Source organism: Bradyrhizobium stylosanthis (assembly GCF_001641335.1).
Classification (GTDB): domain Bacteria; phylum Pseudomonadota; class Alphaproteobacteria; order Rhizobiales; family Xanthobacteraceae; genus Bradyrhizobium; species Bradyrhizobium stylosanthis.
Map to the genome: position 1 here is coordinate 1,559,674 of NZ_LVEM01000002.1, position 26,050 is coordinate 1,585,723.

The 26,050-nt window shown below is 65.0% G+C and carries 27 protein-coding genes and 1 tRNA gene; 11 read left to right on the forward strand and 17 right to left on the reverse strand.

Going from position 1 to position 26,050, the window contains the following annotated elements:
- Positions 1-46: 46 nt before the first annotated feature.
- Positions 47-451, reverse strand: a complete 405-nt coding sequence (locus A7X65_RS19230; protein ID WP_063687415.1) for a nuclear transport factor 2 family protein — start codon at positions 449-451, stop codon at positions 47-49.
- Between the two features lie 372 nt (positions 452-823).
- Between A7X65_RS19230 and A7X65_RS19235 the strand changes: the two genes are divergently transcribed.
- Complete coding sequence (locus A7X65_RS19235; protein WP_063687417.1) at positions 824-1,591, forward strand: outer membrane protein; 768 nt, start codon at positions 824-826, stop codon at positions 1,589-1,591.
- Between the two features lie 202 nt (positions 1,592-1,793).
- Positions 1,794-2,465, forward strand: coding sequence for a thiaminase II (tenA, locus tag A7X65_RS19240; protein ID WP_063687419.1), 672 nt, complete (start codon positions 1,794-1,796; stop codon positions 2,463-2,465).
- Between the two features lie 22 nt (positions 2,466-2,487).
- Here the strand turns inward: tenA and A7X65_RS19245 are convergent, their stop codons facing one another.
- Genes A7X65_RS19245 through A7X65_RS19255 form a run of 3 tightly spaced genes read right to left on the reverse strand, consistent with a single transcriptional unit; the run spans position 2,488 to position 5,530 of the window.
- Positions 2,488-3,432 carry an AEC family transporter gene (locus A7X65_RS19245; protein WP_063687421.1) on the reverse strand — a complete coding sequence of 315 codons (945 nt, stop codon included), beginning with the start codon at positions 3,430-3,432 and terminating at the stop codon, positions 2,488-2,490.
- A 5-nt stretch (positions 3,433-3,437) separates the two neighbouring features.
- On the reverse strand, positions 3,438-4,361 hold the full coding sequence (locus A7X65_RS19250; protein ID WP_063687422.1) for an HpcH/HpaI aldolase/citrate lyase family protein: 924 nt from the start codon (positions 4,359-4,361) through the stop codon (positions 3,438-3,440).
- 2 nt (positions 4,362-4,363) lie between these two features.
- Complete coding sequence (locus tag A7X65_RS19255) at positions 4,364-5,530, reverse strand: CaiB/BaiF CoA transferase family protein (protein ID WP_063687423.1); 1,167 nt, start codon at positions 5,528-5,530, stop codon at positions 4,364-4,366.
- A gap of 570 nt (positions 5,531-6,100) precedes the next feature.
- Here A7X65_RS19255 and A7X65_RS19260 point away from each other — a divergent pair.
- Both A7X65_RS19260 and A7X65_RS19265 read left to right on the forward strand, forming a co-directional pair.
- Positions 6,101-6,457, forward strand: coding sequence for a hypothetical protein (locus A7X65_RS19260; protein WP_063687424.1), 357 nt, complete (start codon positions 6,101-6,103; stop codon positions 6,455-6,457).
- A gap of 503 nt (positions 6,458-6,960) precedes the next feature.
- Positions 6,961-7,638, forward strand: coding sequence for a ParA family protein (locus A7X65_RS19265; protein WP_025032179.1), 678 nt, complete (start codon positions 6,961-6,963; stop codon positions 7,636-7,638).
- A 200-nt stretch (positions 7,639-7,838) separates the two neighbouring features.
- Here A7X65_RS19265 and A7X65_RS41845 read toward each other — a convergent pair whose 3' ends face one another.
- The 5 genes from A7X65_RS41845 to trxB all read right to left on the reverse strand — a co-directional run bounded on the left by A7X65_RS41845 (position 7,839) and on the right by trxB (position 11,871).
- Positions 7,839-8,003, reverse strand: coding sequence for a hypothetical protein (locus tag A7X65_RS41845; RefSeq protein WP_167358239.1), 165 nt, complete (start codon positions 8,001-8,003; stop codon positions 7,839-7,841).
- A gap of 132 nt (positions 8,004-8,135) precedes the next feature.
- Positions 8,136-8,282: a hypothetical protein gene (locus tag A7X65_RS42695; RefSeq protein WP_167358262.1), complete on the reverse strand. Its 147-nt coding sequence runs from the start codon at positions 8,280-8,282 to the stop codon at positions 8,136-8,138.
- Positions 8,283-8,625: 343 nt separating this feature from the next.
- A complete protein-coding gene (locus A7X65_RS19270) occupies positions 8,626-9,534 on the reverse strand; it encodes a 4-hydroxy-tetrahydrodipicolinate synthase family protein (protein WP_063687426.1) in 909 nt (302 codons plus the stop codon).
- A gap of 442 nt (positions 9,535-9,976) precedes the next feature.
- The gene (locus tag A7X65_RS19275; protein WP_026312114.1) at positions 9,977-10,900 is read right to left on the reverse strand and encodes a LysR family transcriptional regulator; all 924 of its coding nucleotides are present in this window, start codon (positions 10,898-10,900) and stop codon (positions 9,977-9,979) included.
- 5 nt (positions 10,901-10,905) lie between these two features.
- Entirely contained in the window at positions 10,906-11,871 is a 966-nt protein-coding gene (gene trxB / locus A7X65_RS19280; RefSeq protein WP_063687428.1) for a thioredoxin-disulfide reductase, read from the reverse strand.
- Between the two features lie 267 nt (positions 11,872-12,138).
- On the opposite strand from trxB, the gene A7X65_RS19285 reads away from it, so the two are divergent.
- Positions 12,139-12,618, forward strand: a complete 480-nt coding sequence (locus tag A7X65_RS19285; protein WP_027547667.1) for an Lrp/AsnC family transcriptional regulator — start codon at positions 12,139-12,141, stop codon at positions 12,616-12,618.
- Positions 12,619-12,975: 357 nt separating this feature from the next.
- On the opposite strand, the gene greA is transcribed toward A7X65_RS19285, so the two are convergent.
- From greA to A7X65_RS19300, 3 genes are all read right to left on the reverse strand, one after another.
- The gene (gene greA / locus A7X65_RS19290) at positions 12,976-13,449 is read right to left on the reverse strand and encodes a transcription elongation factor GreA (RefSeq protein ID WP_018643807.1); all 474 of its coding nucleotides are present in this window, start codon (positions 13,447-13,449) and stop codon (positions 12,976-12,978) included.
- Positions 13,450-13,657: 208 nt separating this feature from the next.
- Complete coding sequence (gene carB / locus A7X65_RS19295; protein WP_063687430.1) at positions 13,658-17,122, reverse strand: carbamoyl-phosphate synthase large subunit; 3,465 nt, start codon at positions 17,120-17,122, stop codon at positions 13,658-13,660.
- A 142-nt stretch (positions 17,123-17,264) separates the two neighbouring features.
- Entirely contained in the window at positions 17,265-18,434 is a 1,170-nt protein-coding gene (locus A7X65_RS19300) for an MFS transporter (protein ID WP_063687432.1), read from the reverse strand.
- Positions 18,435-18,546: 112 nt separating this feature from the next.
- Here A7X65_RS19300 and A7X65_RS19305 point away from each other — a divergent pair, with 112 nt between their 5' ends.
- The gene (locus A7X65_RS19305) at positions 18,547-18,924 is read left to right on the forward strand and encodes an ArsR/SmtB family transcription factor (RefSeq protein ID WP_063687834.1); all 378 of its coding nucleotides are present in this window, start codon (positions 18,547-18,549) and stop codon (positions 18,922-18,924) included.
- A 223-nt stretch (positions 18,925-19,147) separates the two neighbouring features.
- On the opposite strand, the gene A7X65_RS41850 is transcribed toward A7X65_RS19305, so the two are convergent.
- Together A7X65_RS41850 and A7X65_RS19310 are read right to left on the reverse strand one after the other, a co-directional pair.
- Positions 19,148-19,223 (reverse strand) — tRNA-OTHER (locus tag A7X65_RS41850).
- A 54-nt stretch (positions 19,224-19,277) separates the two neighbouring features.
- Entirely contained in the window at positions 19,278-19,979 is a 702-nt protein-coding gene (locus A7X65_RS19310) for a class I SAM-dependent methyltransferase (RefSeq protein ID WP_063687434.1), read from the reverse strand.
- A gap of 104 nt (positions 19,980-20,083) precedes the next feature.
- Between A7X65_RS19310 and A7X65_RS19315 the strand changes: the two genes are divergently transcribed.
- Positions 20,084-20,608, forward strand: a complete 525-nt coding sequence (locus A7X65_RS19315) for a Dps family protein (protein WP_063687436.1) — start codon at positions 20,084-20,086, stop codon at positions 20,606-20,608.
- Between the two features lie 141 nt (positions 20,609-20,749).
- Here A7X65_RS19315 and A7X65_RS19320 read toward each other — a convergent pair whose 3' ends face one another.
- The gene (locus A7X65_RS19320) at positions 20,750-21,271 is read right to left on the reverse strand and encodes a cupin domain-containing protein (RefSeq protein WP_063687438.1); all 522 of its coding nucleotides are present in this window, start codon (positions 21,269-21,271) and stop codon (positions 20,750-20,752) included.
- Between the two features lie 149 nt (positions 21,272-21,420).
- On the opposite strand from A7X65_RS19320, the gene A7X65_RS19325 reads away from it, so the two are divergent.
- Entirely contained in the window at positions 21,421-21,636 is a 216-nt protein-coding gene (locus A7X65_RS19325; RefSeq protein ID WP_063687440.1) for a hypothetical protein, read from the forward strand.
- 47 nt (positions 21,637-21,683) lie between these two features.
- On the opposite strand, the gene carA is transcribed toward A7X65_RS19325, so the two are convergent.
- Positions 21,684-22,874, reverse strand: a complete 1,191-nt coding sequence (gene carA, locus A7X65_RS19330) for a glutamine-hydrolyzing carbamoyl-phosphate synthase small subunit (protein ID WP_063687442.1) — start codon at positions 22,872-22,874, stop codon at positions 21,684-21,686.
- 146 nt (positions 22,875-23,020) lie between these two features.
- Here carA and A7X65_RS19335 point away from each other — a divergent pair, with 146 nt between their 5' ends.
- Complete coding sequence (locus tag A7X65_RS19335; protein ID WP_063687444.1) at positions 23,021-23,722, forward strand: alpha/beta fold hydrolase; 702 nt, start codon at positions 23,021-23,023, stop codon at positions 23,720-23,722.
- Between the two features lie 4 nt (positions 23,723-23,726).
- Here A7X65_RS19335 and A7X65_RS19340 read toward each other — a convergent pair whose 3' ends face one another.
- On the reverse strand, positions 23,727-24,095 hold the full coding sequence (locus A7X65_RS19340) for a hypothetical protein (RefSeq protein ID WP_063687446.1): 369 nt from the start codon (positions 24,093-24,095) through the stop codon (positions 23,727-23,729).
- 75 nt (positions 24,096-24,170) lie between these two features.
- Between A7X65_RS19340 and A7X65_RS19345 the strand changes: the two genes are divergently transcribed.
- Both A7X65_RS19345 and A7X65_RS19350 read left to right on the forward strand, forming a co-directional pair.
- The gene (locus A7X65_RS19345) at positions 24,171-24,626 is read left to right on the forward strand and encodes a GatB/YqeY domain-containing protein (protein WP_063687448.1); all 456 of its coding nucleotides are present in this window, start codon (positions 24,171-24,173) and stop codon (positions 24,624-24,626) included.
- Between the two features lie 268 nt (positions 24,627-24,894).
- Positions 24,895-26,034, forward strand: coding sequence for an epoxide hydrolase family protein (locus tag A7X65_RS19350; RefSeq protein WP_063687450.1), 1,140 nt, complete (start codon positions 24,895-24,897; stop codon positions 26,032-26,034).
- Positions 26,035-26,050 lie beyond the last annotated feature (16 nt).

Genomic DNA, 26,050 nt, shown 5'->3' on the forward strand with positions numbered 1-26,050 from the left:
GTGCACTAGGCTGCGCGTCGCTGGTTCGATACGTTTCGTTTGCACGTCAGGCAATCATCGCCTTGATCTGCGCCGTGTCCGCGAACTCGATCAGCTCAACGATCTTGCCATCCTGAATCCTGAACAAGTCCACCATCTCGGTGCTGAACGTCTTTCCGGTTGGGTGATATCGAACCCCAACGCGCGAATGGACCGCGACGCGATCGCCGTCGACCAGCTCGGCCAGGATTTCGCGGCTCTCGAAGCCGAAGTTGGCAATGAATTGACCGAAGGCGCTGCGCAGGGTGGGATGTCCCTGCATACTTCCTGTCAGTTCGAGCGCGCTCTTGTCGCCCTTCAAGATGAACGCGCCCTCGGAATGAAAGGCGGTCACCAGGCCCTCGACGTCACCGTCGCCGCGCGCGGCGTAGGCGGCTCTGATCAATGCGAGCATGTCTTCGCGCTGTGCCATGTTACCCTCCCTGCAACACGTATCGGGGCAGCCTAGCGACCTTTGCGTGTAAAGGCAAAATCCTCGGGATGATCGGGACCATGGCGCACGTGCTCAGTGTGCCACTACCGCCAGCAGTGTCGGCGGCGAACGAAAGCCCGGGGCGGACGACGTCACGCCGCCACGACGGAAAGCAGGCGCGCGAGCGCGGTCCGCTGCCCGCCGCGAGCCGCCGTGTCAATTTGGCAACGCCACCGGAGATTGCTGCGATCTCCTGCGTTCGCATGACGCGCGTGGCGCGTTTCCCAGGCTTTCTCGCGGGCGCATCGGACGCGCGGCCAGCGTCCAGGCGTTGGCTGCCGGAGCCAACACATGTCCATTGGGAGACTTTCGATGAGAAACACTTTCGCGGCTGCGGCCGCTCTGTTGCTGGCGGCTACCACGGCAAGCTCCGCGGCCGACATCGGCGCGGTCAGGTTCAAGGCTGCGCCGGCGGCCACCGTGTACAGCTGGACCGGCTTCTATGTCGGCGGCAATGTCGGCGGTGGCATGGCGTCATCCCGTTTCGACGATCCCTGCTTCTACTGCACGTCCGCGACCCCCACGACCGGCTTCTTCACCGGCGGCGCGCAGGTCGGTTACAACTATCAGTTCGGTCGGGGCCTCGTCGGTATTGAAGCCGATTTCAACGGCAACAGCCGCTTCAAGGGTGCGCTGCTCGGCGGCGACGACTCCCGAGCGATGAACGTCGGTCTCAAGGCGGATACCAGCGGCACGATCCGGGCGCGCGCAGGCCTCGTCGTCGACAACGTCCTCGCCTATGTGACCGCTGGCGCGGCTTGGGCCGATGTCAGGCAGACCGGCGTCGAGTTCTTCAATTTCATGCCATTCCCGAACTTCGGAAACACCACCGGAGTTACGGCCAATAGCAGCGGCACGGTCTGGGGCGGGGTGGTCGGCATCGGCGTCGAGTATGCGCTCGACTCGAACTGGATCGTCGGCGGCGAATTCCTGCATACGATGTATCGGGATAACGAAGCGACCATTCGCGCGATCGACGGCACCGTGGCCTGCACAGGCAGACCCGATGGCGGCTGCGTCATCCGCAACCAGCTCACGACCGACGTTGCGCGCGTCAGGATCAGCTACAAGTTTCAGTAGCCGATCGGCCTGGTCGTTCGGACGGGGGCGGGCAGGACGACCTCGCCCCCGGCTACCGCCGGCATCGCCGTCAGCTTGAGCGCGCACATCACCGGAATGCTCGGCGATTTTGTGCGCGATCCCAGTAGCTCCAGGGTTCGCGATGCGTTATCGGTAGCGAGCCAAGGACGTTGATGGAAAATCAGGCCAGGCGGAAAAGATCGTGAGTTTCTTCGAGCGTCTCAAGACACAAGCATCCGTTGAGTGGCGGGCCTACACCGAGCATCCCTTCACGAACGGACTGGCGGACGGCTCGCTCCCCGAAGCGGCGTTTCGTCACTACCTCGTTCAGGATTACCTGTTCCTCATCGAGTTTGCCCGCGCGTATGCGCTCGCGGTCTACAAGTCGCCCGGGCTTGCCGATATGCGTGAAGCGGCGGCCGGCCTGTCGGCCATCCTCGATGTCGAGATGAACCTGCATGTGAAGCTCTGCGCCGAGTGGGGTCTATCCCCGGCCGACCTTGAACAGGCCCCTCCGGCGGCCGAGATGCTGGCCTATACGCGCTACGTGCTCGACGCGGGAATGCGCGGCGATCTGCTGGCACTCAAGGTGGCGCTTGCCCCCTGCGTGATCGGGTACGCGGAGATTGCAACGCGGCTCGCCGCGCGACCCCATGCTGACGCTGCGACCAACGCCTATCGCGTCTGGATCGCCGAGTACGCCGGCGTGCCGTACCAGGAGGTCTCTGCCAAGGCGCGGGCGCATCTGGATCATCTCGCCGATCTCTACGCCACGCCGGCCCGCGAGGCCGAGCTGATCGCGATCTTCAAGGAAGCCACCCGGCTCGAGGCGGACTTCTGGGAGAAGGCTTGGCGCGCGGCAGCACCGGATTAGCGCGCTTCCTGCCTTATCGCCCCTACCTCGCCCCCGTCACGATCATCACCACCACCGGCAGCGTCAGCGCCGCCAGCAATGTGCCCAGCGCGACCGCGCCCGACACCGGGTTCACCAGCCGCTGATACTGCGCCGCGAAGATGTAGGCGTTGGCGCCGGTCGGCATCGCCGCGAACAGCACGATCACGCCGGCCGCAGTCGGCGGCAGCCCGAGCAGCTTCGCCAGCACGAACGCTGCCGCCGGCATTGCGGCGAGCTTGAGCGCGCACATCACCAGAATGCTCAGCTTCTCGCCCTTCACCTCGAAGCGGAACAAATTGATGCCGAGCGCGATCAGCGCGGCCGGCGATCCTGCCTGCGCGAGCAGCTCGACGGTGCGGTCGACGACGGGGTTGAGGCCGAGGCCGGTGAAGCGCCAGACCACGCCAAAGCCTATCGCGAGCATCAGGGGGTTGCGGGCGAGGTCGGCGAGCACCGGGCGGATCACCGACAGCGGCGAGCCGGTCCGCTTCTGGCTGACCAGCTCCATCTGCAGGATGCCGCAGAGCCAGAGCAGCGGCGTGTTCACCGACAGGATCAGCGCCATGGGTCCTGCGCCCTCGTTACCGAGCGCGGAGAGCACCAGGGGAATGCCGAGCATCACGATGTTGCCGTAGACCGAGCCGATCGCGAACACGACGCCGTCCTCGCGGTCCCCGCGCCGCGCGCGCAACACGGCCGAGATCGCCAGCGCGGCGATCCAGGTCAGCGCGAGCGCGCCGTAATAGGCCCCCCACATCTGCCAGGGGCTGACGTCGGGGAATTCCGAGACGACGATGGTGCGGAACAGCAGCGCGGGGATCGCGATGCTGAAGGCGAATTCGCTGATGCCCTTGTGCGCGGTCTCGGAGACGAAGCGAAACAGCACCGACGCGTAGCCCGCGGCGATCAAGGCGAACACCGGCGCGACGATCAAGATGGTGGCCATGCGCGCTACGAACCCAGCTCGATGATCCGTCGTGCCATGCGCACATTGGCATAGTCGATCATCTTGCCGTCCAGCGTCACCGCGCCCTGGCCCTGCGCCTCGGCTTGCGCCATCGCCTCGACGATGCGTCGCGCCTGTGCGAGCTCCTCGTCCGACGGCACGAATGCGCGCAGCGTCGGTGCGATCTGGTCGGGATGGATGACCTGCTTGCCGTCGAAACCCATCGCGGCGGCCTTCTGCGCCATGCTTTCGGTCAGCCTGAGATCGCGGAACGCGCCGCACGGGCCGTCGATGGCGCGCAGGCCGAATGCGCGCGCGGCCACCAGAAGGCGCATCATCGGATAGGCGAACAGGTCGAGCGGGGCGGACGCGTAGCCGCTGTGCGCCGATCCGACGTGCCGGTAGCCATCCGGAGACACGCCGATGTCGGAGGAGCGGGCCCCGATCGAGGCGGCGAAATCGCCGACGCCGAGATGAAGCGCGGCGACGCTTTCGTGAGACGCGGCGAGCGTGTCGACATTGACGAGACCGAGCGCCGTCTCGATCAGCAATTCCAGCGCGACCGGCGCGGGGCGGTCCCCGGCCGCGGCACGCAGCTCGCCGGCAATCGCAGCGATGTCGCTCGCGCGCTCGGCCTTCGGCACGATCACCGCATCCAGCCGGGACAATGGCGCCAGCGCGCGGATTTCCGCCGCGAGGCAGGGGCTGTCGACGGCGTTGAGCCTGACCGCGACGCGCTTGTTGCCCCAGTCGAGCGCGGCGAGGGATTGGACGGCCTGAGCCAGCGCCGCACTTTTTTCGGAAGGCGGCACCGCGTCCTCGAGATCCATGAAGACGGCGTCCGCGGCCGAAGCCGCGGCCTTGGCCACGAGATTGGCGCGATGCGCGGGAACGGCGAGGTAAGCGCGCGAGGGTCGCTGATGAACCATCGTCACGTCTCCTCCGAAAGACCGAGTTCACTGAAGATGGCTTGATTGTGCTGCCCGACACCGGGGACGGGATCCATGCGCGGCGTCAGGCCGGGAATGGTGAGCGCGGGCAGGAAGCTCATCACGGGCCCGCACGGCGATCCGACGCTCTGCACCCGGGACCGCTCGTGCAGTTGCTCATGCTCCAGGAAGGCCTCGACTGAATTCAGATGCGCGTTGGCGATCGAGGCCGCGTCGAGCAGCCGCAACACCTCCTCGCCGGTCAGGGATGCGAAACGCCCTTCGATATGCGCCTGCAGATCGTCCCGGTTTTGCATGCGCAGCGGATTGGTGCGGTAGCTCGGATGGTCGGCGAAGCCGGCATCGCCGAGCACGATGTTGCACAGCGATCGCCACTCGCGGTCGTTCTGGATGCCGAAGAAGATCGTGTTGCCGTCGCCGGCCCGGAACGGGCCGTATGGCGCGATGGTGGCATGCCGCGCGCCTGTGCGCGGCAGCGGCTTGCCCGTGCTCTGCGTGTAGAACGCGGGGTAGCTCATCCAATCCGTGATCGAATCGAACAGCGACGCCTGGAAGGCGGTGCCCTTGCCGGTTAGCTCGCGGCGATAGAGCGCCATCAGCACGCCGTTGAGAATGTACATGCCGGTGGCGATATCGACCACCGACAGGCCGACCTTGGCCGGCTCGGCCTCGGTGCCGTTGACGGCGAGGACGCCGGCCTCGCACTGAACCAGCAGATCGTAGGCCTTCTTGTCGCTGTAGGGGCCGCCCGTTCCATAGCCCGACACGTCGCAGGCGATGATGCGCGGATGTTTCCGGACCAGCGCTGCGGCATCGAGGCCCAGCCGCTCCGCGGCGCCTGGCGCCAGGTTCTGGATGAACACGTCGGCCTGCGGCAGCAGGGCATCCAGCACCTTCCGCCCGCTCTCGCTCTTGATATCGATGGCAAGGCTTTCCTTGGACCGGTTGGTCCAGACGAACTGGCTCGACATGCCGTTCATCACGTGGTCGTAGTCCCGGCAGAAATCGCCGGCGCCCGGCCGCTCGATCTTGATGACGCGCGCGCCCCAGTCCGCCAGGTGCCGGCTGGCGAGGGGGGCTGCGATCGCCTGCTCCAGCGAGACCACCGTGACGCCCGACAGCGGCAGCCCTACCTCATTGCCTTCCATGCGATCGCCTCCTCGCCTTGCGCTTCTGACAGCGCAGGACACAGGCCGGCCACCCCACGCGCATCTTTTGACCGTGACATGATGCCCCTGTTTTGCCCGGCAAGTCAAACCCGACTTCGCTAAATCCTAAGGCGCGACAATGCCGTCGGTTTTCTACTGTGCATGGGGTTGTTTTCGCAGTTTTGTTTGAGGAGGTTCGGGGCCTCGGCCGGAAGGCGGTCCCGCCCGTTTCGCCAAGGAGTTAGGCGCGGTCCTTCCACCCACCGCTGTCATCCCCCGCGAAGGCGGGGGATCCAGTATTCCACCGCCGCCCGGCGTCCCCCGAGAGGCCGCGGCGTACTGGATTCCCCGCCTGCGCGGGGAATGACACCTGTGTCGGAATCCGCTGTCGTCGCCCGGTCGAGCCGGGCGGCGACAGCGGCGAAGATGGCGGCCCCGTCAGCCACTAGGCCTTCGCAACGGCCCCTGTTGCCGAGACCGCACAACTCCAGCCTTTCGCGTCCCCCCTCGTTGCCAACGAACCGCCGTTCACCCACACTCCGCGCCCTGACTCGTACTTTGGGGGGATCGATGCCGGCGTTTCACTCTGGGAAGTCCGTTCTGTCTGCCGTCGCCGGGGTTGCCCTGGCCGTGCTGGTCCTGCCGGGCAGCAGCCTTGCCTACACGCCGGAGCAGCAGCAGGCCTGCACGCCCGATGCGATGCGGCTGTGCGGCGACTTCGTTCCGAACGTCGACGCCATCACCGCCTGCATGATCCAGAAGAAGTCGCAGCTGTCGCCGCAGTGCAGGGCGTTCTTCCGCCAGGGCCCCGAGCCCGGCGAGGCCCGCGCCGGCCGTCCCACCAACATCGCGCCGAAGGCTGCCTCGAACACGAAGAAGAGCACCAAGCCGAAGGCGAGCAAGAAGAAGAAAACCACCGAGAGCTGAGCGCGGCAGGCAAGCGCGTTCCTTCTTCGAAACTTCCCGATGCCCGGGCCCAAGCGCGAAGCGACTTCGCGGGAGGTGTCCCGGGCATTCGCATCTCCGTCGCGGCGTCTTCCCGCGGCCCGAGGCATCAAAGCGCTTTCTTCGATCCCCGAACCAGATGATTGCGGCCTCAGCCCGGCGACAGCCACCGGACTCGTTTTGTTCGCGCGGCCAGCGCGCGGCCCTGCGGCGATTACGGCGGCACGCGATCGAAAAGAGTCGGGCGACGGTTTACGCGGCAAGGTTGCAAGCCGTTTTGCCGCCGCGCTGCTCAAAAAGAGCACATACGCTTCGCTGGAAGGCGTTTCGTTGCAGTTTGTGTCCTGTCGCGCGCGGCAGTGTGACTCAAAAGCCAACACCCCAGTTATTTCGTGACCGCGGAGCAACTCCCGGTAAATTTTTCTTTCACGAATCAGCGTGGTGATTCATTTTCGCGGCCTGGGGTCAATCTGGAGGCCAAGGGTATGAACGTTATTGTTTTCGCATCGCGTAAAGGCGGCTCGGGCAAGAGTACCCTGGCTGCACATCTCGCCGCGCAGATCAAGGCGAGCAAGCAGGTGATGCTCGTGGACGCGGATCCGCAGGGTTCGCTGACGCTGTGGCACAAGCTGCGCGGCACCAACGAGCCGCCGATCAAGGCCGCCGTCAACTCGGTCAGCGGCATCGTCTCCGCTGCCAAGCGCGACGGTTATGAATGGGTGTTGATCGACACGCCGCCGAACCTCTCGGCCGTCGTCGACGACGCGATCAAGAATGCCACCATGGTGGTCATCCCCGCCCGTCCCGGCGTGTTCGACGTCAACGCGGTGCAGGAAACCATCCAGATGTGCCGTGCGGCGCGCAAGCCCTACGCGGTCGTGCTCAACGGTGCACCGGCCAAGCGCGACGAGGCCGAAAGCCCGATCGTTACCATCGCCCGCGAGGCGCTGGCGAAATTCCGTGCTCCGGTGTGGGGCGGTCAGATCACCAATCGTTCGGATTTGTTGATGGCACTCAGCCACGGCGAAGGCGCGCGTGAGTATCAGGCCGAGAGCCGTGCGGCTCAGGAAATTGCAAGGCTGTGGGCGGCGATCGAGCGTTCGGTCAAGGCCATTCGCGGCACGGCGTCGGCATCCGGCGCAATGCACAAGCAGGCGGCATAATTTTCATAAATCATTCCCCGGACGAAAAACGCGCGGAAGTCCGCGCGTTTTGCGTTTCTGGATGATGCTCCGTCATGCCCGGGCTTGTCCCGGGCATCCACGTTCTTGCCGTCGCGTCAAAGTACGTGGATGGCCGGGACAAGCCCGGCCATGACGACGAGAACGAAGAGCAGAGGGAGCAACGCCGGCGGCGGTGAAGCTCACGCCACCATCAGCATGTAGAACACGATGACCGGCGACAGCGTCAGGATCACCGACCAGATGCCGACCGCCCAGAGAATGTCTTCGGTGGTGAAGCTCTCTTCATTGGACAGCGTCGGCTGTCCGGCGCCGAAATGCGACGCCACTTCATTATGACTATTCACAAACGCCCCCGCGATTTCTTCGCTTATGGGCTTTACCCTACACGCGATGTTTTAAGATTCCGGCTTGCAGGCCCGTTCGTATTTTGAACGCATTTGCTACGCCGGTTTAACCATCGCAGCGGAGCTGCCGCCTCAGGCCAGCCAGACCTTGTACAGCAGCACCGGCATCAGGCCGAGCACCACCGCCCAGAATCCGAACGACGAGACGACGAGAATTCCCTGCAGGAGATCGGCAGGCGCGAACTGGCTCGCGGCCGTAGGCCGTGTGCGATGCCTCATTGGATATTCCCCCTTCGGTCGACTTTGCCGAAAACGATAGGGGCGGATGCGTAAACGAGACGTGGATGCACCATGCGGCGACTGCGAAGGCCGTTGGGGTACGGTTAACCAAGGGGCGCGTTTACCCTCTCCCCTTGCGGGAGAGGGTGGCTCGCCGCAACGCGGCGAGACGGGTGAGGGGTCTCTCTCCTCGCGAACACTTAGGCGCGCGGATAGAGACCCCTCATCCGGCGCCATAGCCGAAGCTTCGCTTCGGCGTTCTTAAGGACGGCGGCCAAACGCCGCCTATGCCACCTTCTCCCGCAAGGGGAGAAGGGGCACCGTACGCGTAGAGAGAAAAGACCTACGCCGCGACCTTCATCCGCCGCGCGATCTCGCGATCGATCGCGGCGGCGAGCTCGCTGCTGACTTCCACCATCGGCAGGCGTACCTCGGGGCTGTCGATCAGGCCGCTGCGCCACAGCCAGTACTTCGCCGGCGCCGGGCTCGGCTCGGTGAACAGCAGCCGCGTCAGGTCGGCGACCTCGTGCCAGCGCGCCTGTGCGGCGTCGTGGTTGCCGCGCTTCATCTCGCCAAGGATCGCCGCGAAGGTCGCGGTCTCCACATGGGCCGACAGCACGATGCCGCCGTCGGCGCCGTCGGTCAGCGCCTCGAGATAGTTCGCATCCTCGCCGGTCAGCACACGGAAATTCTTCGGCCGGTCGCGCAACAGCGCGATCGATTGCTCGCGGCTGGCGCCGCAATCCTTGAGGCCGACGATGTTGGGATGCTCGGCGAGGCGCAGCATGGTCTGGTTGGTGATGTTGACCGCGCAGCGATAGGGAATGTTGTAGAGCGCGATCGGCCAGGCCGCGTGGTCGGCGAGCGCTTCGAAATGCGCCAGCAGTCCGCGCTGCGACGGCCGCACGTAGTAAGGGCTCGCGATCAGATAGCCCTCGATCGGCCAGTCCGCGGTTTCGTCCAGCCGCTCCTTCAGGCGCGAGGTGTCCGCACCCGACAGGCCGAGGCAGAGCGGCAAGCTGCGGCGGCCGGCCGCCATCTCGTCGCGCACGATGGCAACGAGGCGCTCGAGCTCGGCCTCCCGCAACGTCATGCCCTCGCCGGAGGTCGCCCCCAGGATGAAGCCGTCGATGCCTTGCGCGCAGTAATGCCGCGTCAGCCGCCGCAGCGAGGTTTCGTCCAGTCTGCCGCCCTGAAACGGCGTCACCAGCGGCAGCCACAGTCCGTGCAAATGTTCTCGTAGTCCGGTCATGTTCCATCTCCTTCTCGGGAAACCTGAGACGGAGGGCACATGAAAAAACCCCGTCCAGGTGGCGGGGTTTTCGGGATTGTCGCGATGACGAAGTCAGCCTAGCGCGCGCAACATTCCGAGGTCCCCGGATGGGGGCCTTTTTTCGAAACGAGTGCGCACGACTTCGTGATCATTGGCGGATGATGCGGGGGAGGCCTGGAACTGTCAATACACGCGGAAGGCGAGGTGCGGATTCGACAGAAAAAAAGCCGGACCCGAAGGGCCCGGCTTAGGTATTGGCCACGTGAGGCCGACACAATCACCTTCCAAGAGGGATTACTGAACTCCCGCGCCACTGGAGGAGGGGGACAAATGCGCAACGCGAAGGCTCAGCGTGCAAACAGTATGGGCTTGACGAGCGGCATGCAGCAACAGCCGAGGCCGCATGTCAGACATGCGGAAATCAGGACGGCCAGCGCTGCGCCTTGCTCACCACGAAGTCGCGGAACACCTGCACGCGTGCGACGGTCTTCAGCTCCTCGGGATAGACGAAGTATGTGTCGAGCTGGATCGAATCCGATTCTCCGAACAGTTGCACGAGCTTGCTCTGCTCTTCGACCAGATAGTCCGGCAGCGCGGCGATGCCGAGGCCCTGCTGACAGGCGCGCACGAGTCCGAGGATGTTGTTGACCTTGAAATAAGCCTCGCGCGGACCCGAGCCGTTGCGCGCAGCTTCCACCAGCCAGTTGCGGTTCTGCAGATGCGGCGCGAAGTTGCCGTCCGAGAGCGTGATGATGCGGTGAGAGTCGAGCTCTTCCAGCGTGCGCGGCGTGCCGAAGCGCTTGATGTATTCCGGCGAGCAATAGGCGTGGAAGCCCATCGCGAACAGCTTGCGCTGGATGAGATCCGGCTGCGTCGGCTTGCGGGTGCGGATGGCGACGTCGGCCTCGCGCATCGACAGATCGAGCTCTTCGTCGGTGACGATCAGCGAGATCCGGATCTCCGGATAGAGCGCGGTGAACTCACCGAGACGCGGGATCAGCCAGTTGATGCCGACGCCCGGCGTGGTTGTAATCTTGAGATCGCCGCTCGGCCGCTCGCGGCTGTCGGTCAGCTTGGCGCGCGCCGCCTGCAGCTGCATGAACACGTCATGCGCGGTGCGGAACAACAGGTCGCCCTGCTCGGTGAGGATCAGGCCGCGGGCGTGGCGGTGGAACAGCGAGACCGAAAGCTCCTGCTCCAGCGCCGAGACCTGGCGAGAGACCGCCGATTGCGACAGGCCGAGCTGCTCTCCCGCATGCGTGAAGCTTCCCGCTTCCGCCGCCGCGTGAAACACCTTCAGCTTGTCCCAGTCCATATCCGTAAATCCGTCGCGTGTTCGAGGCATGATCTTTATTCCGCTGCGGCGCGCTCGCTGGCGCGCAGGGCCAGGAAACGTTCAGCCTCGAGCGCTGCCATGCAGCCGAGGCCGGCGGCCGTGACGGCCTGCCGATAGGTCTCGTCGGCGACGTCGCCGGCGGCGAACAGGCCCGGCACCGAAGTGGCGGTTGAGTTCGGGGCGACCTCGACATAGCCCGAGGGTTTGAGCTTGATCTGGTCTTTCACGAGCTCCGTCGCGGGTGCATGGCCGATGGCGATGAAGATGCCGTCGGCCTTCACGTCCGTGAGTGCGCCGGTCTTGACGTTCTTGAGGCGGACATGGGTGACCTTGTTGGGGTTCTCGGTGCCGCAGATCTCGTCGACGGCCGAATCCCAGATCACCTTGATCTTAGGGTGCTTGAACAGGCGTTCCTGCAGGATGCGCTCGGCGCGGAAGTGATCGCGGCGATGCACGATGGTGACCTGCGAGGCATGGTTGGTGAGGTACAGCGCTTCCTCGACCGCGGTGTTGCCGCCGCCGACCACGATGACTTCCTTGTTGCGGTAGAAGAAGCCGTCGCAGGTGGCGCAGGCCGACACGCCGCCGCCCTGGAACTTTGCTTCGGACGGCAGCCCGAGCCAGCGCGCCTGCGCGCCCGTGGCGAGGATGACGGCGTCGGCGAGATAGACGTCGCCGGAGTCGCAGGTGAGGCGGAACGGACGCTGCGTGGTGTCGAGCTTGATCACCAGGTCGGAGACGATCTTGGTGCCGACATGGACCGCCTGCTTCTCCATCTGCTCCATCAGCCAGGGGCCCTGGATCACGTCGGCGAAGCCCGGATAGTTCTCGACGTCGGTGGTGATGGTGAGCTGGCCGCCCGGCTGGATGCCCTGGATCAGAATCGGCTCGAGCATCGCGCGCGCGGCGTAGATCGCGGCGGTGTATCCGGCGGGGCCGGAGCCAATAATGACGACCTTTGCATGAACAGGAGCGGACATTTCGATGGACGCCTTTCACGGGGGATTTGCAGCGCGGGCGCGGAACGTGCCGGGAGGCCTCGCGGAGGCGCTGAAATATCAGAGCTAATCTAAGCCTTCTGGTGAGCTATGCAAGAATTGCATTCCCTGTCGGCGGATTTTTCCAACAGGGAACAAAACTCGATTGCGCTGCACGCGCAATAAAATTGCGCTAACCGTGCGGACTGGGCTATGAGGATTGCGAAAGACCCACCCAATACCGCCGCAAAGGCCAGGAGTTCCAATCACGTGTCGCGGAACCTAGACGAGATCGACCTGAAGATCCTCACCGAGATTCAGGCCGACGGTCGAATCACCAATGTCGAGCTGGCCAAGCGCGTCGGCATCTCGCCGCCGCCCTGCCTGCGCCGGGTCCGGGCGCTGGAGGAGGAGGGCTACATCCACGGCTATCGCGGCCTGCTGGACGCCCGCAAGCTCGGTTTCGACGTCACCGTGTTCGCCGCCGTGCACCTGTCCAGCCAGGCCGAGGCGGATTTGCGCGCCTTCGAGGAGTTCGTCCGCGCCGAACCGCTGGTGCGGGAGTGCTGGATGCTGTCGGGCGAAGTCGACTTCATCCTGAAATGCGTCGCGCCCGACATGGCGACCTTCCAGGATTTCGTCACGCACCTGACGGCAGCGCCCCATGTGCGCAACGTGCGGACCTCGCTGGTGCTGCACAATTCGAAATACGAGGCGGCCGTGCCGCTGGACGTGAAGGGACGGCGGTAAACTCTCACTCTCGTGCCCCGGACGCAGCGCAGCGCGTAGCGGTGCGCTGCAGAGCCGGGGCCCATGTCACTGCGTCTTCCCGTGTTGCTTTCTGGGTCCCGGCTCTGCGCAGCAACGCTGCGCGTTGCAGCGCGTCCGGGACACGAGCGTGAGGGCACTGCCGCTTCCACATCGTCATTGCGAGGAGCTCTTGCGACGAAGCAATCCAGACTGTCTCCGTTGAGGGATTCTGGATTGCCTTCGCTGCGCTCGCAATGACGGGTAGTGAGAGCGTTGCTCCGCTCACTCAGCAACACGCCGCAACAAAAAGGCCGCGCATCGCGCGGCCTTTTCAAACCTCAGCGCAGCGGCAAATGCTTACCGCCACTCCACCTTGGTAATTTCGTACGCCTTGGCGCCGCCGGGGGCGTTGACCTCGACGGTCGAACCCTTCTTCTTGCCGATCAGCGCACGCGCGAGCGGCGAGGTGATGGAGATGCGGCCCTTCTTGGCGTCGGCCTCGACCTCGCCGACGATCTGCCACACCGTCTTCTTCTCGGTGTCCTCGTCGACCAGCGTCACGGTGGCGCCGAACTTGATGGTGTCGCCGGACAGCTTCGAGATGTCGATGATGTCGGCGCGCGCGAGCTTGTCCTCGAGCTCGGCGATGCGGCCCTCATTGTGGGACTGCTCTTCCTTGGCGGCGTGATACTCCGCGTTCTCCGACAGGTCTCCGTGCGAACGCGCCTCGGCGATGTGCTCGATGATCCGAGGACGGTCCTCGGACTGGCGCTTCTTCAACTCTTCCCCGAGCGCGACAAAGCCGGCCTGGGTCATCGGAACCTTTTCCATCTCTTCTCTCGTCCTTCGGCCGGCGCGCCCCCAAAACGGAAGGGCGCGGCAACCTTGATTCGTCGCTATGTCCGGGGCTGAGCACGCCGCCACCGGAGTGTTATGTGGGTCTGGCGCCGGAACAGAACAACCACATGGCCGGACAGTTCCTCCGGCCATTGTGGCTTCATTGCCAATCACTTAGCGGCGGCTTTACCGCCGCTAGCGATCAGGTTTCCGAAAAGTAGCTCTGCAGGGTACGAACCTCAAGGTCCCCGCCAAGATAGGCGCGGATGCCCTGCGCGGCCGCCACGGCCCCGGAAAGAGTGGTGTAATACGGCACTTTATGCAAGAGGGCCGCGCGCCGCAGCGAACGGCTGTCGGCGAGCGCCTGCGGGCCTTCGGTGGTGTTGAGAACCAGCTGGACGTCGCCATTGGTGATGGCGTCGACGATATGCGGTCGTCCCTCCAGCACCTTGTTCACCTTCTCGGCCGGGATGCCCTGATCGGTCAGGAAGCGCGCCGTGCCCGAGGTGGCCAGCACCTTGAAGCCAAGCGAATGCAGCTGGCGCACGGCGTCGGCGATACGGACCTTGTCGCTCTCGCGCACCGAGACGAACACCGTGCCCTTGCGCGGCACCCGCGTGCCGCCGCCGAGCTGGCTCTTGGCGAAGGCGACCGCGAAGGAGCGGTCGATGCCCATGACCTCGCCGGTCGAACGCATCTCGGGGCCGAGCACCGTGTCGACGCCCGGGAAGCGCGCGAACGGAAACACCGATTCCTTGACGCCGACATGCCTGAGATCGGCCTTCTTCAGATTGAAGTCGGCGAGCTTCTCACCGGCCATGATGCGGGCGGCGATCTTGGCGACCGGCGTGCCGATCACCTTGGCGACGAAGGGCACCGTGCGCGAGGCGCGCGGGTTGACCTCGAGCACGTAGATGTCGCCGTCCTTGATCGCGTATTGCACGTTCATCAGGCCGACGACGTCGAGCCCGAGCGCGAGCTCGCGGGTCTGCCGCTCCAGCTCCGCGATCATCTTCGCGTCGAGCGAGTGCGGCGGCAGCGAGCAGGCGCTGTCGCCGGAATGGATGCCGGCTTCCTCGATGTGCTCCATGATGCCGACGATGAAGGTGTCCTTGCCGTCGGAGAGGCAGTCGACGTCGACTTCGGTCGCATCGGAGAGATAGCGGTCGAACAGCAGCGGGTTCTTGCCGAGCACGGTGTTGATCTGCCCGGTCTTGTCGTTCGGGTAGCGCGCCTTGACGTCGGCCGGCACCAGCTCCGGCAGCGTGCCGAGAAGGTAGTCGTTGAGCTGGTTTTCCTCGCGGATGATCTGCATCGCGCGGCCGCCCAGCACGTAGGACGGGCGCACCACCAGCGGTAAGCCGAGATCGGCGGAGACGAGGCGGGCCTGCTCGACCGAATAGGCGATGCCGTTCTTCGGCTGCTTCAGCCGCAGCTTGTCGAGCACGCGCTTGAAGCGGTCGCGGTCTTCCGCGAGGTCGATGGCGTCGGGCGAGGTGCCGAGGATCGGCACTTCGGCGGCCTCCAGCGCCCGCGCGAGCTTCAGCGGGGTCTGGCCGCCGAACTGCACGATCACGCCATGCAGCGTGCCGTTGCTGCGCTCCTTCGCGATGATCTCCAGCACGTCCTCGCCCGTGAGCGGCTCGAAATAGAGCCGGTCGGCGGTGTCGTAGTCGGTCGACACGGTCTCCGGGTTGCAGTTGACCATGATGGATTCGTAGCCGGCGTCATGCAGCGCGAAGCAGGCGTGACAGCAGCAATAGTCGAACTCGATGCCCTGGCCGATGCGGTTCGGACCGCCGCCGAGGATGATGACCTTCTTCTTGTCCGACGGTGCGCTCTCGTCCGCCGGCACGCCCGCGAACGGCGCCTCGTAGGTCGAATACATGTAGGCGGTGGGCGAGGCGAACTCGGCCGCGCAGGTGTCGATGCGCTTGTAGACCGGGCGGACGCCGAGCGCGTGACGCTTGTCGGTCACCTCGGCCTCCGTGGTCTGCGCCAGCACCGCGAGCCGCGCGTCCGAGAAGCCCATGGCTTTCAGGGTGCGCATGCCGAACGCGTTGGAGGGCAGGCCGCTCTTCTTGACCTTCTCCTCCATGTCGACGATGCCGCGCATCTCGCTCAGGAACCACGGATCGATCTTGCAGGAATTGAAGATGTCCTCGTTCGACCAGCCGAGCCGCATCGCCTGGGCGACCTGAAGGATGCGGTTCGGCGTCGGCGTGCCCAAGGCGGCGCGGATCGCGTTCTTGTCGTCGTCGCGGCCGAGACCTTCGATCTCGATCTCGTCGAGCCCGGTGAGGCCGGTCTCGAGCCCGCGCAGCGCCTTCTGAAGGCTCTCCTGGAAGGTGCGGCCGATCGCCATGACCTCGCCGACCGACTTCATCGAGGTCGTCAGCGTGGAGGAGGCGCCGGGGAATTTCTCGAATGCGAAACGCGGGATCTTCGTCACCACGTAGTCGATGGTCGGCTCGAACGAGGCCGGCGTCGCGCCGCCGGTGATGTCGTTGGCGATTTCGTCGAGCGTGTAGCCGATCGCGAGCTTTGCCGCGACCTTGGCGATCGGGAAGCCCGTCGCCTTCGAGGCCAGCGCGGAGGAACGCGACACGCGCGGATTCATCTCGATCACGACCATGCGGCCGTCGGCGGGATTGACGCCGAACTGCACGTTGGAGCCGCCGGTCTCGACACCGATCTCGCGCAGCACCGCCAGCGAGGCGTCGCGCATGATCTGGTATTCCTTGTCCGTCAGCGTCAGCGCCGGCGCGACCGTGATGGAGTCGCCGGTGTGCACGCCCATCGGATCGAAATTCTCGATCGAGCAGACGATGATGCAATTGTCCTTCTTGTCGCGCACCACCTCCATCTCGAACTCTTTCCAGCCGAGGACGGATTCCTCGATCAGGACTTCGTTGGTGGGGGACGCGTCGAGGCCGCGCTCGATGATGTCGAGGAACTCTTCCTTGTTGTAGGCGATGCCGCCGCCGGTGCCGCCCATGGTGAAGGACGGGCGGATGATCGCGGGCAGGCCGATCTCGGACAGCGCCATCATTGCCTGGCCGAAGGCGTATTCCTGGTAGCGCTTGCGGCGATCGCTCTCGCCGAGGGTCCACTGGCGGTCGAGTTCTTCGAGCGCCGCGCCCGACAGTTTTGCGCGTTCGGCCTGGTGCTTGTCGCGGAAGGACTTCTTCAGCTCGGACGCGTTGGCGAGGCGCGACCTCGGCGTCTCCAGGCCGATCTTGGTCATGGCCTCGCGGAACAGCTGGCGGTCCTCGGCCTTGTCGATCGCATCGGCGGTGGCGCCGATCATCTCGACGTCGAACTTCTCCAGCGTGCCCTGCCGGCGCAGCGACAGCGCGCAGTTCAGCGCGGTCTGGCCGCCCATGGTCGGCAGCAGCGCGAAGCCGCCGGGAATGACGTGGCGTTCCTTCTCGATGATCTTGGCGACGATCTCGGGCGTGATCGGCTCGATATAGGTCGCATCGGCCAATTCCGGGTCGGTCATGATCGTGGCCGGATTGGAATTGACGAGGACGATGCGGTAGCCCTCTTCCTTCAGCGTCTTCACCGCCTGGGTGCCCGAATAATCGAACTCGCAGGCCTGGCCGATCACGATGGGACCGGCGCCGATGATCAGGATGGTCGAGATGTCGGTACGTTTAGGCATCACCGCTCGCGGGCTGGAAACTGGGCACAAAAAAAGGGCGCGCTTGCCGCGCGTCCCCTTGTGCGAGAGCGCGGGGTCTTCCCTCGCGCGCGGGTGGGTCTTAGACCAGTTTTCGGGGCGGCGAAACCCCGAAAAACGCCCATCAACCGGCAATTTTGACGGGTTTTGGCCGGGCCTGCCAGCCGCGGGCGAGATGCACCAGAAGCGAGGCCGCAACGCTCGATCCGCCGATCCAGCCGAGGTCGGTCGGGGAGAGGGCGGCCAGCACCGCGCCGCCCAGCGCCCCGCCGATGGCGAAGCCGAGATACATCGAGGAGGCATTGAGCGAGAGCGCGATCATCGAGGCCTGCGGCTCGATCCGGATGATGCTGGCAATCTGGGCCGGATAGAACGCCCAGCCCGAGATCCCCCAGAGGAAAATCGCGCCCAGCACGGCGTAATGCGCCTGTCCGGGCATCAGCTTCAGCACCAGCGAATGCAGGATCAGGGCGCTCGCCATGCCGGCGAGCCCGAGCGCGGCCGTGGTCAGCGTGCCGAGCCGGTCGGCAAGGACGCCGCCCAGCATGTTGCCGATCGCGGCCGCGCCGCCAAACACCAGCAGCGCCAGGCTGATCTGCGAGGCATCGAAGCCGAGTCCGTGCAGCGGAACCGCGAAATAGGTGAACACGGTGAAACCGCCGAGCGCCCATAGGACGGTGATCACGAGCGCGATCAGCACGTTGCTGTGCCGCGCCACCGCCAGGCGGTCGCTGAGCGAAGCCGTGTTGCGCGGCAGGCCGCGGGGCAGCCCGAGCAGCAGGCCCGCGAGCGCGACGGCCCCGATCAGGGCAACCATGGCAAAGGTCGCGCGCCAGCCGAACAGGCTGCCGACGAGATTGCCGAAGGGAACGCCGATGACGGTCGCTACCGTAAGACCCGAGGTGACCAGCGCCACCGCGCGGCCGCGCCTTTCGGGGGAGGCGACCGCGACCGACACCGCGAGCGCCGTCGGCATGCAGAGGCCGGAGCCCAGCGCCATCAGCATCCGCGAGGCCAGCAGCAAGGCGTAGTTGGAGGCCACCATCGCCGCGAGGTTTCCGGCGATGAAGGTCGTCAGGGCCAGGGCCAGCACGGTCCGGCGGTCGATGTTGTTCAGCGCCACCGCCAGGACCGGAGAGCCCACGGCATAGGTGAGGGCGTAGGCGGTCACCAATTGGCCGGCGGCCGAGACCGAAATCGACAGGTCGTTCGCGATCGCAGGCAAAAGCCCAGCAATCACAAACCCTTCGGTGCCGATCGCAAAGGCCCCAAGGGCCAGCCAGAACACGCTCATCGCCAACAATCCTATGTTCAATGTTTATTGAACTATCGAACGAAGCTGTTTCGCTGTCAATTGGTTCAAGAACTATTGAACATTGCGGCCGCATCGCTATGATTCCGGGATCATGAGCCGCACGCCGCACCATCCCACCCGCGAGCAGATCGAGCTGCCGATGGTCCTGGATTGCCTGAGCGATCCGATCCGTCTGGCGATCGTCTACCAGCTCGCCCAGCAGGAACGTGTCAGCAGCGAGCTTCGCTGCGGCGACTTCAACGGGCTCAGCGGCAAGTCGAACCTCGCCTATCACTTCGCCAAGCTGCGCGATTGCGGCCTGATGCAGACCCGCATCGCAGGCACCAACCGCTTCATGCGGCTGCGACGTGAGGATATGGAGGCCCGTTTCCCCGGCCTGCTCGATGCCGTGCTCAGCTCCGCAGCCAAGGACGCCGACCGGCTGCCGCTGCTTGCGGAGTGCGAATTGGTCGAGGTTGACCGAAAATGAGACGCTTGCGCGCAAGGCGCTGATTTGTTCGCAGCGTCAATGCGTTCGCAGGAAGCAGCGAGCATCGCGCCGGAAATCACCGGCTACTGTGCATGGGGTTGTTTTCGAGGTTTTGTTTTGGGGTGGCAGGCGAAGCGTGCCCGTCTTCGCCCTTCGGGCTTCGCCGAGGCAGCCTTCGCACGATAGGGCCTGCCGAGCCGAAGCTGGCGAAGCCAGCGAAGGCTGGAGACCCGGCCTGGATTTGAACCAGGATGAAGAGCGTTGCACCGCCCTCGCGTAGACGCTTCCGCCACCGGGCCGGCGCGGACATTACCGATTGCACTGCGACAAGCTACAACGGCTAATTGTTATGCTTAACGAACCAATGGCGGCCGCGCGATGAATGTCATGCGCCAGCGATTGTGGCCGATATTGGTGTGGGCGCGCTGGACTGCGAAGCCGGCCGCTTTCAGCTTGGCGGTGATCTCGTCCTCGCTGTAGCGCTGCAGTCCGATCTTCGAGCGCAGCTGACGATAGTCCGACAGCGCGGTGCTGATCAGCCCGATCAGCGCGTCCTTCAGGAAGCCGTGACGCAGGCCGAAGCTGAGCAGCGCCACCACGTCCCTGAACATGCCGACCTGCGGCTGCAGGATGTCGCCGAGCACCAGTCTGCCTGACGGGGTGAGCAAGCGGCGCACGTTGAGCAGCGCGGCATCGAGCTCCTCGCTCGTCATGTATTGGGCGACCGAGTTCATCACCACGAGGTCGATGGACTGGTCCTGCATGTTGCGGACGTCGTCGAGCGAGCGGACGCGGATCTTGGTGTTGGGGGCGAACCGCGCGATCAGCCGGCCGCGAACGCCCGGCGCCGGCTCGGCCAGGATCAGCTTGCCGCAGGCGGCCGCCACCTGGTTCGCCGACAGCGCCTCGCCGCAGGCATAGTCGAGCACGGTCGCCTCGGGCGAGGTGATGTAGCCGATGATGTCCCGCGCGATGATCTGGAAGTGCAAGTCGCGGTGCAGCTTGCTGACATAGATCGTATGCGTGGAGTCGTAATAATCGATCCAATCGTCCATGGTATCCCGCCCAGCGGTTCCTATCTAGGAACCGCGCTGCCCGCCTTGCGTTAGGGGTGCGACGGCGCGCCGTCAATGTCCGCGTCCTAACAGGAAGGTTTCCCGTGAGCAAAAGCAACAACAAGGTCTCGCCCGATCTCGACACCCCCACCGACCTGTCGCCCGATGGGGTCAAGAAGGTCTCGGAGGCGCTCAACGTGCTTCTGGCCGACGCCTTCGCGCTGTACCTGAAGACCAAGAATTTCCACTGGCACGTCAGCGGCCGGCATTTCCGCGACTATCACCTGCTGCTCGACGAGCAGTCGGACCAGATCTTCGCGACCACCGACCAGCTCGCCGAGCGCGTCCGCAAGATCGGCGGCACCACGCTGAAATCGGTCGGCCAGGTCGCAAAGCTCCAGACCATCAAGGACAACAACGAGGACTACGTCCCGCCGCGCGAGATGCTGCGCGAGCTGATGCAGGACAACAAGCACGTGGCAGCGGCGATGCGCAAGGCGCACGACGTCTGCGACGAGGCCGGCGACGTCGCCAGCGCGAGCATCCTCGAGAACTTCATCGACGAGACCGAGCGGCGGACCTGGTTCCTGTTCGAGGCGACGCGGCAGGAAGGCGGCAACGAGGCGTAAGGCCGCCGCCTCGACATCGTCGGCCCGGCGAAGCTCTCGTAGGGTGGGCAAAGCGAAGCGTGCCCACCAACTGGACGTTTGACGGATGGTGGGCACGGCGCAGAGCGCGCCTTTGCCCACCCTACGGCACCGTGCTTGTGGCTATCGCCACAGCCGCATCAACGCCCCGTTCTTGCCCGTGACCGGATCGGCCGGCGGCACTGCGACCTTCGGAATCGTCTTCAGCGCCTTCGCATGGTTCTCGGGCGTCGCGCGCGTGACCTCCATCCTCGCGCCGGGCGGATAGGCGCCGATGATACAGAAATCATCGCTCGCCTTGATGCACTGATGTCCGGTGCCGGCGGGCAGGATCGCGACGTCGCCGGCCTTGATCTCGAGCTCCTGGCCATGATCGCCGCCGAAGCGGACGCGCGCATGCCCACGCGCGACGCCGAGCACTTCGTGCACCGTCGCATGGTAGTGCAGAAAGTCGTAGACGCCGTTGCGCCATGTCCCGCCCCAGCCGTTCTGCTCGAACAGGTTCTCGACGGTCTCTTCCGGACGCTTCGGATCGAGCTGCACCGCGCCCTGGTAGGCCAGGAACGGGAGGATGTTGTTCGGCACGAGGCCATCGTCCTCGAAGACGATGGCGAGCAGCTCGGCATTGTCGCGGACAACGGACATGGCGGGGCTCCGAGTAGCAACAGACCAGAGATCAAGACGGGCGCACGTCGCTTGGTTCCTGAGCCAAGTCAATCCGCCGGCTTGACGGAGATCAAGGCGCAGGTGGCCATTGGCGGGCACGCATGTCGAAGCGAAAGAGGGGGAGCGCGATGTACGCATCCGAGATTGCGCAGCGTCATTTCTCGGCGGCCGTCGACGACGCGGAGACGGCTGGCCTCGGGCACGAAGCCGTCTGCCGCGCCCTGCTCAGTCTCGTGATTTCGAAATATCTGGAGACGAGGTCCGTCGCCGACATCCAGGCGGAGCTGCGCTTCATCGCCGAGAATTGCGACCCCGATACGGACTTCATGTTCATGCGTCCGTGACGGCGTCACCAACCCGGCGGATGAATCCGCCGGGTGGTCTTTATGCCTTACGCGCTCTTCTTCTGCCGCATCAGGTCGGCGAAGCGCCGGAACAGATAGTGGGAGTCGCGCGGACCGGGCGAGGCCTCGGGATGATACTGCACCGAGAACACCGGCTTGCCGTCGAGCTGGATGCCGCAGTTGGACCCATCAAACAAGGAAATGTGGGTCTGCGTCGCGCCCTTCGGCAGCGTCGTCTCGTCCACGGCGAAGCCGTGGTTCATCGAGGTGATCTCGACCTTGCCGGTGGTCTCGTCCTTCACGGGATGATTGGCGCCGTGATGGCCCTGATGCATCTTCTTGGTCTTGGCGCCGACGGCCAGACCAAGCATCTGGTGGCCGAGGCAGATCCCGAAGGTCGGCGTGCCCGACTTGATGACGTCCTGGATCACGGGCACCGCGTACTTGCCGGTTGCGGCCGGATCGCCCGGACCGTTCGACAGGAACACGCCGTCCGGCTTCATTGCCAGGATGTCTTCGGACGAAGTCGTCGCCGGCACCACCGTGACCTTGCAGCCGACGCCGGCGAGCAGGCGCAGGATGTTGCGCTTGATGCCGTAGTCGATGGCGACGACGTTGAACTCGGGATTCTCCTGCCGGCCAAAACCCTTGTCCCAGAGCCAGGGCGTCTCGTCCCAGGTGAAGCGCTGGCCGCTCGTGACCATCGGCACGAGGTCCATGCCCTCGAGGCCGGGCCATTCGCGCGCTTCTTCCTTGAGGCCGTGCAGGTCGAATTCGCCGGTCTTGGAATGCGCGATCACGGCATTGGGCATGCCCTTGCTGCGGATCAGCGCGGTCAGGGCGCGGGTGTCGATGCCGGAGAGGCCGATGATGCCGCGCGCCTTCAGCCACTGGTCGAGATGCCTGGTGGCGCGGTAATTCGAGGGGTCGGTGATTGCGGTACGGAGGATCACGCCGCGCGCGCCGGGCGTCGCGGCCATGTTCACCGTCTCGATGTCTTCCTCGTTGGTACCGACATTGCCGATATGCGGGAAGGTGAAGGTGATGAGCTGGCCGGCATAGGAGGGATCGGTGAGGATCTCCTCATAGCCGGTCATCGCGGTGTTGAAGCAGACCTCGCCGACGGCGTGGCCTTCGGCGCCGAGACCAAAGCCCTCCAGCACCGTGCCATCGGCAAGCACGAGGAGCGCGGTCGGTTTATGGTCCGGCCAGGCGGGATCGTTGTCATGTTGTGTCATGAGCCCGCTTCATAAGCCCCCGGCGCGCGCCCGTCAAAGCGCAGATGCGCCGATTCACATGCGTTTTTGCATATTTGACAGCCCGATGCGGGCACTTAAGCTCGGCCGCACAATTTCCGGCAATTTAGGGGGCTTGCGAGGCAATAATGGACCAGACGACCCCGCTTTTGCTGGTTCCGGGGCTGGCCTCCTCGGCCCGGATCTATGCGCCGGTCCTGCCCGCCCTATGGCGGCTCGGCCCCGTGATGATTGCCAACCATATCCGCGACGACAGCATGCCGGCGATCGCTGCCCGGGTGCTGCGCGAGGCCCCGCCGCGCTTCGCGCTCGCCGGCCATTCCATGGGCGGCTACATCGCGCTCGAGATCATGCGCCAGGCGCCCGAGCGGGTCTTGAAGCTCGCGCTGATCAACACCCAGGCCCGCCCCGACACGCCGGAGGCGACCGCGCGCCGCCGCGGCCTGATGGAGCGCGCAAGGCGCGGCGAGCTTCGCGCCGTCCGCGAGGAGAGCTTTCCGGAGCTCGTGCATCCGTCGCGGCGCGATGATGCCGACATCCTCAAGCTCGTACATGCGCAGGACGAGGACGTCGGCGTGGACGGCTATCTGCGGCAGCAGACGGCGATCATCGCACGGGTGGATTCACGGCCGACGCTTTCCGCGATCAGGTGTCCGACCCTGGTGCTGACGGGCGATGCCGACAACACGATCCCGAATGCGTTCTCGAAGGAAATGGCTGACGGCATCGCCGGCGCAAGGCTCGTGATCCTCGATCGCTGCGGGCATCTGCCGCAACCGGAGCAGCCGGAAGCAACGGCGCGGGCGCTGACCGATTGGCTCGCGAGCTAGGCTCTCACCCGCAATAGGCAGCCTTGGTCCAGAGGGGCAGGAGAAAGAAGCCCACCACGGCGATGTCGACCACGTAAAGGACGCGCCGGGCCGTCGTCGAGACCGGTGTCGTCGAGTGCTCACCTTCGTAGACCACGAGCGGATTGAACTTTGTCTCCCAGCCGAGCTTGTACGTCAGCAGGGAGACGAAGTCGTAGACCGGCAGGTACAGCAGAAGGATCAGAAAGAGGCCGTTCACGGCGATGGCGAGCCAGGACGAGCTGGTTTCGCTGGCGAAGCCCGGCAGCGTGCCGCAGGAATAAGGGCCGAAACGGCTTGCCCAGAGCACCACAAGGCAGACCGCCAACATGGCGAGATGCTTTCCGGTCCTCATGCAAGCACCTATATTGACCCCGGATCTTGTTGTAGACCACGAGTCTTTCCGGACTGTTTCCAAAACGAGGCGATCATGCTGCGCGACGACATCAACAATGCGGTCAAGGAGGCCATGAAGGCCAAGGACGAGCGCAAGCTGTCCACGCTGCGCATGGTCAATTCGACCATCAAGAACGCCGACATCGACGCACGCGGCCAGGGCAAGCCGCCGCTGTCGGACGCCGACCTGCTTGGCGTCTTTCAGAAGATGATCAAGCAGCGCCAGGAATCGGTCGAGCTCTACGACAAGGGCGGCCGCGCCGAGCTCGCGGCCCAGGAGCGCGAGGAGATCGCGGTGATCTCGGCTTACTTGCCGAAGCAGATGTCCGAGGACGAGGTGAAGAAGGCGATCTCGGATGCGATCGGCGAGACCGGCGCTGCCGGCATGAAGGACATGGGCAAGGTGATTGCCGTGCTGCGCGCGAAATACGCGGGGCAGATGGATTTCGGCAAGGCATCCGGCCTGGTGAAGGCCGCGCTGTCGGGCTAGGCGCTCTTCCCCTCTCCCCTTGCGGGAGAGGGTGGCATAGGCGGCCTCCGGCCGCCGTTCTAAGAACGCCGATGCTTCGCATCGGCTATGGCGAAGCGGCGAGACGGGTGAGGGGTTCTCTCCGCGCACTCAACGACAGCGAATTAGCGGATGGATACCCCTCATCCGGCGCTTCGCGCCACCTTCTCCCGCAAGAGGAGAAGGTGCACCTTTGATGCCGCAACGGTTCGGTCTACTCTCTCCCGACATAAACGATCGGGAGCAACCGATGTCCGCCGCCGTCAAACCGTTCCGCATCGCCATCAGCGACGACATCCTCACCGATCTCAGATCGCGCCTCGCGCGCACGCGCTGGCCCGAGGCGGAGCTGGTCGACGACTGGAGCCAGGGCGCGCCGCTGCAATGGATCCGGGAAGTCTGCGCCTACTGGGCCAACGATTACGACTGGCGAACCCGCGAGGCAAAGCTCAATCGCTTCGAACAGTTCACCACCGAGATCGACGAGCTCGACATCCACTTCATCCACGTGCGTTCGAAGGAGCCGTCGGCGCTGCCGCTGATCATCACCCATGGCTGGCCCGGCTCGATCGTCGAATTCCAGAAGGTCATCGCGCCGCTCACCGATCCCGCCGCGCATGGCGGCAATCCTGCGGATGCATTTCATGTGATCTGCCCCTCGCTGCCGGGCTTCGGCTTCTCCGCCAAGCCGAAGACCACCGGCTGGGGCGTCGACCGCATCGCCGCGACCTGGGCGAAGCTGATGGACCGGCTCGGCTACGCGCGCTACGGCGCGCAAGGCGGCGACTGGGGCTCGGCGGTGACGACGTCGCTCGGCGCGCAGGACCCCACGCATTGCGCCGGCATCCATATCACGCTCGCCTTCAACGCCGCGCCGAAGGTCGAGGGCGAGCCGACGGCGGAGGAGAAGCGCGCACTCGCCGGCCTCAAGCATTACGTCGATCTCGACTCCGGCTATTCGAAGCAGCAGTCGACGCGGCCGCAGACGCTCGGGTATGGCCTGACGGATTCGCCGAGCGGGCAGGCGGCCTGGATTCTGGAAAAATTCTGGGCCTGGACCGATTGCAACGGGCACCCCGAGAACATCTTTGGCAAGGACGAGTTGCTCGACAACGTCATGCTGTATTGGGCGACGGAGACCGCGACGTCATCGGCGCGGCTCTATTGGGAGAGTTTTGGCAAGCGCCGCACCACGCCGAAGGTGACGGTGCCGACGGGCGTCGCAGTATTCCCGAAGGAGATCATCACGCCGGTGCGGCGCTGGATGGAGCCGAACTTTTCCAGCATCACCCATTGGAGCGAGATGGAGAAGGGCGGTCATTTCGCCGCATTCGAGCAGCCGGATCTGTTCGTGCGCGATGTCAGGAAGTTCTTCGCGACAGTGCGGTGAGCAGCCTCCCTCCATC